This is a genomic window from Planktothrix sp. (assembly GCF_046067725.1).
Taxonomy (GTDB): Bacteria; Cyanobacteriota; Cyanobacteriia; order Cyanobacteriales; family Microcoleaceae; genus Planktothrix.
Map to the genome: position 1 here is coordinate 25,136 of NZ_JBJUDF010000180.1, position 8,555 is coordinate 33,690.

An 8,555-nucleotide genomic window follows, 5' to 3' on the forward strand; every position below is an offset into this window, starting at 1 on the left:
GTTTAAAGCCCCGTCTCTTCAACTTGATTAAAATCTTCTAATCGGATTTTGTCTTTCCTGATTGTCTTTATCATAGATTAAAATCTATGTATTTTAAAGATTCATAGAGTTTAATCTATTGTTATCTCCGATAAAATTTTATATACAAATCGTTACAAAGTTTAGTAGAATAAAATTATTCACAGATAAGTATTTGTTCTTACTGTCATGATGGCGGATCAATTTCCCTGGCTTACCACGATTGTCCTGCTCCCACTCGTAGCTTCCCTGCTCATTCCTGTCTTGCCGGATCAAAACGGCAAACAGTTGCGCTGGTATGCCCTTGGTGTAGGCATCGCGGACTTATTATTAATGTGCTATGTCTTCTGGAAGTATTACGATGCGAGCAGTGCAAATTTCCAACTCGTGGAAAAGTTTGCCTGGGCGCCTCAATTGGGTTTGAACTGGGCCGTTTCAATCGACGGTCTTTCACTTCCCCTGGTACTTTTAGCAGGATTAGTTACAACTCTATCTATTTTTGCAGCATGGCAGGTCGATCAAAAACCTCGTCTGTTCTACTTCCTGATGTTGGTGCTGTATTCGGCTCAAATCGGAGTGTTTGTCGCTCAGGACTTGCTACTGCTGTTTATTGTTTGGGAACTAGAATTAATTCCGGTTTATTTGTTGGTTTCTATCTGGGGCGGGCCTAAGCGTCGGTACGCCGCTACTAAATTTTTACTGTATACCGCCGCTGCTTCTTTATTTATCTTAGTGGCTGCTTTAGGAATGGCCTTCTATGGCGGTGGCCCCTTAACCTTCGATATGGTGGAACTGGGTCTGAAGGATTATCCTCTCACCCTAGAACTGTTAATGTATGCCGGGTTATTAATTGCCTTTGGCTTGAAACTGGCCGTTTTCCCCCTACATACTTGGCTACCCGATGCTCACGGTGAAGCTTCCGCTCCCGTGTCTATGATTCTAGCTGGGGTGCTCTTAAAAATGGGTGGATATGGTCTGATTCGGGTCAATATGGAAATGTTACCCAATGCCCATATCTACTTTGCACCTGTTCTGGCGATTTTAGGCGTTGTTAATATTGTCTATGGTGGCTTAAACTCGTTTGCCCAAGGCAATATGAAGCGTCGCCTCGCCTATTCCTCTGTGTCTCACATGGGATTTGTACTGCTGGGGATTGCTTCCTTTACCGAGATTGGGGTGAGTGGAGCATTGTTACAAATGATCTCTCACGGTTTAATCTCGGCGGTACTCTTCTTCCTGGCGGGTGTCACCTATGACCGCACCCATACCTTAGCTTTGAATGAAATGGGCTATATTGGCAAGGCAATGCCGAAAGTCTTTGCTTTGTTTACAGCCGGAGCTATGGCTTCTTTAGCTTTACCGGGTATGAGTGGGTTTGCCAGTGAAGTCCTCGTGTTTATTGGCATAAGTACCAGCGATATCTATAGCTCAACATTCCGAGTGGTCATTGTGGCGTTGGCGGGTGTGGGATTAATTCTGACTCCGATTTACCTGCTTTCAATGCTACGTCAACTGTTCTATGCAACGGGTGAAGCGCCTGCTTGTATGCTGAATAATACAAGCTTACAAAATTCTGATGAGCAAGAAGCATTTTGTTTCGGAACCAGTTGTGTGCTTCCGACAGAAGCCACCTTCAGTGATGCCAGACCCCGCGAGATCTTGATTGCGGCTTCTTTCCTGGTGTTGATTGTAGGAATTGGGTTATATCCGAAACTGGTGACTAAGGTTTATGATGTCAAAACCGTTGCTCTGAATAATCAGGTACGGGATTCTTATATCCAGGTCGCTAAAGCCAATCCTGATTTATATGCTAAAGGGTTTTTAGCACCTCGCATTGCCAAGCCGGAAGTTGCTTCGGTTTCAGGAATGTTTAAATAATTAGAGAGAAACTAGGTTTCTTTGATTTTAATTGAATTAAAATAGCGATCGCTTTTATCAAGAAAGGCGATCGTTTGTTTTTGGTCTAGCATTGAATCGGGAATAAATTAACATATCGAACATTTCAGGATACAATCAATCGTTGAAAGATTGTCCATTATTGTTTATGTTCACTCCTTGATTCGTTGGAAGTTTAACAATCTAACCTAGAGAACAGAGAAACCCAGTGCGTTACCATTTTTTTCAGTTAATTGTCTTAATTTTCATGTTTCTAACAGGTTGTAGCCTTAAGGGTTCGGAGAAGATTGTTGAGTCTCAGGAAGAACCTGTTCAGGGACAGATTTTAGTTTGGCATTCCTTTGATGGCAAAATCGAGGAGATAATCCAACAGTCTTTTAATGATTATAGACAACTGTATCCTAACGTCAGGATTGTCAGTGAATATATTCCGGCTGCTCAATTAGAGCAGGAGTTTCGGCAACAGTTCAATCGAGGTTTAGGGCCAGACATTCTATTAACGACCTCTGGGGTAATTCCAAGTTTAATTCACGATAATTTGATTCCAGAGATTGATGACTTTGACTTTTCCAGTTACCTTCCAACTGCCATGAGTCATGTTCGCTATCAAGGAAAAATTTATGGTATACCCACTTCTGTTATGACTCAAGTTCTTTGCTATAACAAAAAGAAAGTTAAGTCTCCGCCTCAAACCTTAACAGAACTTTTACAACAAGCAAAAGCCGGTTATTCAGTAGGAATTTGGTCTACCTTTACGACTACCTTTTGGGGGGTGCGAGTTTTTGGGGGAAAATCCTTTAATGCCCAAGGTGATTTTGTTTTTGATCAAAACAGTTGGGCTAAATGGATGGAGTGGCTAAAAAACGCCCAATCTGAACCTAATATGATTTTGACCGATAGTATCGATGTTTTAAAACAAGCATTTACCAATAACCGATTAGCCTATGTGTTTTGTGATTCTTCCCAGTTCACAGACTATGAACAAGCTTTAGGAAAAGATAACTTGGGTGTTACTATATTACCGGGGGAAGGCGACAATTCCGCAGGGCCGATTCTTTATTCTCGTGTCATTTTGTTTAATCGGATGTCTAGTCCTAAACAACAAAAGTTATCCCAACGATTAGCTCAATTTTTTACAAATCGGGAACAGATTCGCAAGCGGTTAATGATACTAAGAGGTTCCTTTATTCCGGCTTATCAAGTCAATATTAATAATCGTTTGTTTCCATTAGAAGCGATATTAGCCCAGCAAGCTAAAACCGCAATCGCAATTCCCCTAGACCAAATTCAATCCGCTCTTGTTTGGGTGAAAGAGGGCAATAGTTTATATCCTCAAGTGTTAGCGGGAAGCATCACTCCTGAAGATGCTGCTCAAAAAATTTCAGAAACCGTTAATCAAAACTTGAGTCAACCCTAAAATAAAATTCGATATGTATAATCAACCCAATTTAACCTTTCTTGTTGATCAAATTACTAAACTTTTGATTTTTTTGGCTCGTTCTCCGGTGCAGATGCAATTAGTGGTGATTTTAATCTCAATTTTATTGAGTTATGGCTTATCCGCTTGGGTACGCAAAAAAATCCTACAGCAATTTAAAACCTTTGAAATGAGTGTGGAGCAAGCTCTGAAAGCCCGAAAAAAAGTAGCTCCTTATTGGTGTGGATTAGCCTTAATTCTCGATCTGGTTGGCGGGGTATTTAACTTAATTGTATTAACTTTAGTTGACAATGTATTAACCCGTCAAGGATGGATAACAGGAATTTTGAGTACCGCCATTGATCTTTTATGGGTTTATCTATTCTATCGAATCTTTTTAATTGGATTGTGTCTATTTTTTCCGATTGATCAAGTTAAAGAGTACAAGTTCTATTTTTTTAGACCCTTATTTATTTTATATATATTGAGAGAAGTTTTAAGTTTATTTTTAGATATCAATCAACTTCTGAAAGTAGTGGTAATTAATTTATTTGACAGTCCTGTCACGCTAGGAGAAATTTTAATTAGTACAGTGGGATTATATTTATGGATAGTGGCTGTGAGTATTTTACAATATATTGTTTTACAGATTATTGTTGATCAAAGCACTCTGTCTTCGGGAGCGTTCCACGCTTCTTTAACTTTAATTCGCTATTTTTTAATTGGTTTAGGGGTTGTAGTTATCATTGGATATGTCGGGTTTAATCCCACTGCTTTTGCTGCCATTACCGGAGGATTATCCGTTGGAATTGGTTTTGGATTAAAAGAGATTTTTAGTGATTTTGTTAGTGGTATATTTTTATTGTTTGAAGGGTCTTTAAGACCGGGAGATATTATTGAAATTGGGGGAGAATCCACTGAGGTAAAAAAAGTGAGTATTCGCGCTACAACGGTACAAGTGCTTAAAGATAATTCTGAAAAAATTATTCCTAATCAACTCTTTTTTACCCAAGAATTGAAAACGATGACGGGTAGTGATCATCGAGTGCGTCGCTCTTTGACTGTGGGAACCAGTTATAATTCTAATCCTCAAGAAGTGATTAAAATTTTATTAGAAATTGTTGATCAGCATCCTGAAGTTTTAAATGATCCTGCTCCTTTAGTCTATTTAATCAATTTTGGAGAATCAAGCTTAGATTTTGAGATGACGGTTTGGTTAGAAAATCCTATCATTGGTAAACGAGTCATCAGTGAACTGGCTTGTCAAATTTGGAAAACTTTTGCTGAGAAAAATATTGAAATTCCCTATCCGCAACGAGATTTACATATTCGCAGCGATAACAAAAATCAGGTTTCTTGAATGAGCAGAAAAATTGTACGGATTCAGCTAAACTAGAAGAATTAAAATTAGTCAGCCTCCAATTGATCAACATGGCCAGTTCTAAACGTCTTATTGTTGGCATTAGTGGGGCGAGTGGTATTATTTATGCCGTGCGTTTGTTGGAGCTCCTACAGAAAACCGATGTAGAAACCCACCTGGTGGTTTCTCGCGCCGGAGAAATGACCAGAGCCCATGAGTTAGGCATTGATGCAAAACACCTTCACAACCTAGCCAGCGTCAGCTATCCTATTAATGATGTGGGAGCGGCGATCTCCAGTGGTTCCTTTCGGACGATGGGGATGGTGATCCTTCCCTGTTCGATGAAAACCTTAGCTGAAATTGCGACGGGTGTGACGAGTAACCTCCTGACCCGTGCGGCGGACGTGGTGCTCAAAGAACGCCGTCGGTTAGTGTTAATGGTACGAGAAACCCCTCTCCATGCCATTCATCTGAAAAATATGTTAGCGGTGACAGAATGTGGGGGAATTATTATGCCTCCGGTTCCTGCATTTTATACGATGCCGGAGTCAATTGATGAAATGGTGACGAATACGGTTTGTCGAGTTCTTGATTTGTTTGATCTTGAGGTCGGTCAGTTGAAGCGTTGGGGTGAAGAAATTGATCTCGGTGGATCTAAAGGATCTAAAATGTAGATAGGATAGGGTTCAACATTAATTTGAAAACCAATAGGTTAAGTTAAGGGCGGAGCTTGGTGTTGAATTAACTGTTGAACACTTCTAATTGTTGGATTAAATTCATATGCTTTGCGTTGGGGATATTGTAAATACGCTTGTTGTTCTTCTTCTATCATTAAAATATCTTGTTTAACTAACCCGTCTAAGAGCTTTTGTGCCGAACCAAAACATAAATCTTTAACAAATTTTCTAAATTTTATAGGGAGTTTATGGAGTCGCCAAAAGGCATTTAAAGAGGTAAAATGAATTAGATAAGCACGGGTTTCGGTTAAACTGATGGGACAAAATAAACAATAGATTTTAAAATATTCTCCCAAGGTAGAAACCCAATGGGGGTAAATATAATTGACCGTTAGAGGTTCAGGATGAAGGTGTCTTAAACTCGGAAAAAATAACTGAGAAATTGACCAGATTTTATCAATTTTATAATAACTCTGTGCTTGGTAATAAGCATCGACTCGGTTTTCAGTTTCCTCTATTTTCTCTAATTTAGCATCTGTCCAAGCTTGTAAATCTTGGTGTAAATGTCCGTGATACATATCCATTAAATTTTCAATTAAAAAGGAAAAATGCCCTTGATAATGAATAATAGAAATTGTTGCAATATAATTCAAATCCTCCCATTCAGGAACGCCTAACGGTTTAATTTCTGTGGCATTTTCTCCTAAAAATAACCAGATCAACCCATCTAATTCTTGAACGAGGTATTCTCGAATTTTGCAATTTTTAGGTAATTTTTGGTTATCGTCTAAATAGGGAACGTTTACACAGTTTCCTTGAGAATTAAATTGCCAACCGTGATAGGCACATTCTAAATAGTTATCAATAATTTTACCATGACTTAGTTTAACTTGTCGATGGGGACAGCGATCTTCTAAAGCATGAATTGTTCCTAAACTATCTCGAAATAAAACAATATTTTGATTCCATAACTTTACTCCTAAAGGTTTATTTTTAACTTCTTGACTACTAGCAACAACATACCAATGATTGAGGTTAATTCCTAATAGTCGAATATCATTAATATTATACTGATTCATATTTAAGAATAGTTTTAAATTTTTAGAAATCCTTCTGGTGTTACAGAAAAAAGCGATCGCCTTTGCAACCCTTCCTGATGTAAAATCTCATTAGCGGCTAATAAACCACTACTAATGGCTCTTTCCATTAAACCACAAGGAAACGGCATTTTAACCCAATCTCCCGCAAACATTAAGTTAAAAACCCCGGAATTTGTCACCGGACGATTAGCATAACTTCCGGGGGGATATCCAGCAAAATTTTTCTGATTCACTAATTCTCGATGCAATAAAGTAGCGGATTTTAATTCGGGAACAATTTCATAAAGTTCTTGTTCAAAGGTTGTTAATAACGCTTCTTGAGTTGGAAATTCAGTTTCTTTATAACAATAGGCGTGTAATTCAACCACACTTCCTCCGGTTTCTTGATGCCATTGAATATATTCATTTTGGATGCGATGATAAAGGGTAATACTATCAGTTAAATTATAACCGGATAAAGAGGTAAAATGGCTATATTCCCAAGGAAAATCTCGGTCAAACCAAAACCGACAAACCGCAAAAGGATCAGCAACTTGTAATTGTTCAATTTGTTGCTTAATCTGCACATTAATATCCCCGGTCATTAAACTAAATAACTGCTGTGTCCCTGGAATATCCGTTGCTAATACATAATAATCTGCTTGAATCATTTGGGGAGAATTTGTAGCAGGGATAACAGATGAATTTACTGCTGTTGTATTATCATCAGAATCACTTACCCCTCGTTTAAAGTTTCCCTCCTCCCCCCAACTTTTGGGGGGTTGGGTGATTTCTTTTCCTAACTGCACTTGGTCATTCTGTCTTTGAATCACTTGATATTGTTGTAAATTTCGTTGTGCTGGCCCAGAAATCACCTCACCTTTTTGATTAAAAACAGCACCATGACAAGGACAGTGAAAATATCCATCCTCTGCCATTTTTACGGTACAGCCTTGATGGGTACAGTGTAAAGAAATAGCTGTATTATTCTGGGTAGATACCGCATAAACATCATCAGCATTACCAAAATATTCAAACCCTGTAGATGATAGAATAGAATTAGATTTTACCCAGAATGGAACTGTATTAATGTCATTTCCTTTAAAATAAGTAATCGAGTCAATTTGACCTTGATTCCAGTTAAAATTACTAATGGTTATTTCTGTTAAAACATCTCCCCCTTTTTCTTGAATTGCATTCACTAAAGGTTGAACTAAACTGGTTCCCATATCTTGACGAGTTCCATTAAAAGCTAACCCTTCAGGATTACCAAAAAAATAGAAATGAAAAAACTGCATCAGTTCCCCTACACTGAGTTTATCGGGTGCATTTAAACTGGATTTTGCAAAGGGAAGAAAATATAAATCATATAATCCTTGAGGGAAATCTTCACGCACCCAATCTGCAACGGAAATCTCATCTAACCGTTGATAACTATTCGGAATTTTAAACCCTCCAATTTCTCGAAATACTTTCCAATGATTGAGATGGGTTAGATTAATTCCCCAGTTTAACCGATTAGGAGAAGATACCCCTAAATCAACGACATTCCAAGGAAAAGCAGACCGACTAGGACGAAATATTTCCGGTTGATATTGGTTATTTCTAAAAACGACTGCATAGGATTCTAAAGAAACAAAATTATCTTTAATTTTAAGTTCATTAACTAAAGCATTTAAGTTATAATATTGAGGAAAAAAGCCATGAAATCCATGTTCCATTTTAAAGGTTTTATCGCCCACTTGAATATCCCAACTTGCAATTTTACCGCCCAATTGAGGAGACTTTTCTAATACAGTAACTTTAAATCCTCGTTGACTAAGTTGATAAGCACAAGCTAATCCCGCTAATCCTCCTCCCACAATAACAACGTGCTTCCGTTGATCTAAAAATTGCGGTAAATTAATAATATCCGGTTGGAAAATAGCGGGTTCGGGTTTATGAAATCGAGAATATCCTAACACCCCACTAACCGCACCAACTCCTAAAATTTTAAGAGCAGAACGACGAGAAAGATTAGAAAATGAAGAGGAGTTAAATTGTTCAGTCATGGATCACTTAAACTTAAGGTTTTAACTGCAAATCGGTTTGAATTTGAGCTACAATTT

Annotated in this window: 6 protein-coding genes; 4 read left to right on the forward strand and 2 right to left on the reverse strand. The window is 38.2% G+C overall.

Features of this window, described 5'->3' with window-relative positions; genetic code table 11:
* The first annotated feature begins 207 nt into the window (after positions 1 to 207).
* The 4 genes from ACKPEB_RS11045 (at position 208) to ACKPEB_RS11060 (ending at position 5,365) form a co-directional block, all read left to right on the forward strand.
* Positions 208 to 1,896 (forward strand): NAD(P)H-quinone oxidoreductase subunit 4, encoded by a 1,689-nt coding sequence (locus ACKPEB_RS11045; protein WP_408964941.1) that lies wholly within the window; start codon positions 208 to 210, stop codon positions 1,894 to 1,896.
* 265 nt (positions 1,897 to 2,161) lie between these two features.
* On the forward strand, positions 2,162 to 3,331 hold the full coding sequence (locus ACKPEB_RS11050; RefSeq protein ID WP_408964942.1) for an extracellular solute-binding protein: 1,170 nt from the start codon (positions 2,162 to 2,164) through the stop codon (positions 3,329 to 3,331).
* A 13-nt stretch (positions 3,332 to 3,344) separates the two neighbouring features.
* A complete protein-coding gene (locus tag ACKPEB_RS11055; RefSeq protein WP_408964943.1) occupies positions 3,345 to 4,691 on the forward strand; it encodes a mechanosensitive ion channel family protein in 1,347 nt (448 codons plus the stop codon).
* Positions 4,692 to 4,762: 71 nt separating this feature from the next.
* On the forward strand, positions 4,763 to 5,365 hold the full coding sequence (locus tag ACKPEB_RS11060) for a UbiX family flavin prenyltransferase (protein ID WP_408964944.1): 603 nt from the start codon (positions 4,763 to 4,765) through the stop codon (positions 5,363 to 5,365).
* 38 nt (positions 5,366 to 5,403) lie between these two features.
* Here the strand turns inward: ACKPEB_RS11060 and ACKPEB_RS11065 are convergent, their stop codons facing one another.
* A complete protein-coding gene (locus tag ACKPEB_RS11065) occupies positions 5,404 to 6,447 on the reverse strand; it encodes a Rieske 2Fe-2S domain-containing protein (protein ID WP_408964945.1) in 1,044 nt (347 codons plus the stop codon).
* 14 nt (positions 6,448 to 6,461) lie between these two features.
* Positions 6,462 to 8,498 carry an FAD-dependent oxidoreductase gene (locus ACKPEB_RS11070; RefSeq protein ID WP_408964946.1) on the reverse strand — a complete coding sequence of 679 codons (2,037 nt, stop codon included), beginning with the start codon at positions 8,496 to 8,498 and terminating at the stop codon, positions 6,462 to 6,464.
* Positions 8,499 to 8,555 lie beyond the last annotated feature (57 nt).

What these genes read in the sequence shown, in the direction of transcription:
- ACKPEB_RS11050 (WP_408964942.1), top strand. Translation starts at nt 2,162, where the DNA reads ATGTTTCTAACAGGTTGTAGCCTTAAGGGTTCGGAGAAGATTGTTGAG.
- ACKPEB_RS11070 (WP_408964946.1), bottom strand. Translation starts at nt 8,498, where the DNA reads ATGACTGAACAATTTAACTCCTCTTCATTTTCTAATCTTTCTCGTCGT.
- ACKPEB_RS11055 (WP_408964943.1), top strand. Translation starts at nt 3,345, where the DNA reads ATGTATAATCAACCCAATTTAACCTTTCTTGTTGATCAAATTACTAAA.
- ACKPEB_RS11065 (WP_408964945.1), bottom strand. Translation starts at nt 6,447, where the DNA reads ATGAATCAGTATAATATTAATGATATTCGACTATTAGGAATTAACCTC.
- ACKPEB_RS11060 (WP_408964944.1), top strand. Translation starts at nt 4,763, where the DNA reads ATGGCCAGTTCTAAACGTCTTATTGTTGGCATTAGTGGGGCGAGTGGT.
- ACKPEB_RS11045 (WP_408964941.1), top strand. Translation starts at nt 208, where the DNA reads ATGATGGCGGATCAATTTCCCTGGCTTACCACGATTGTCCTGCTCCCA.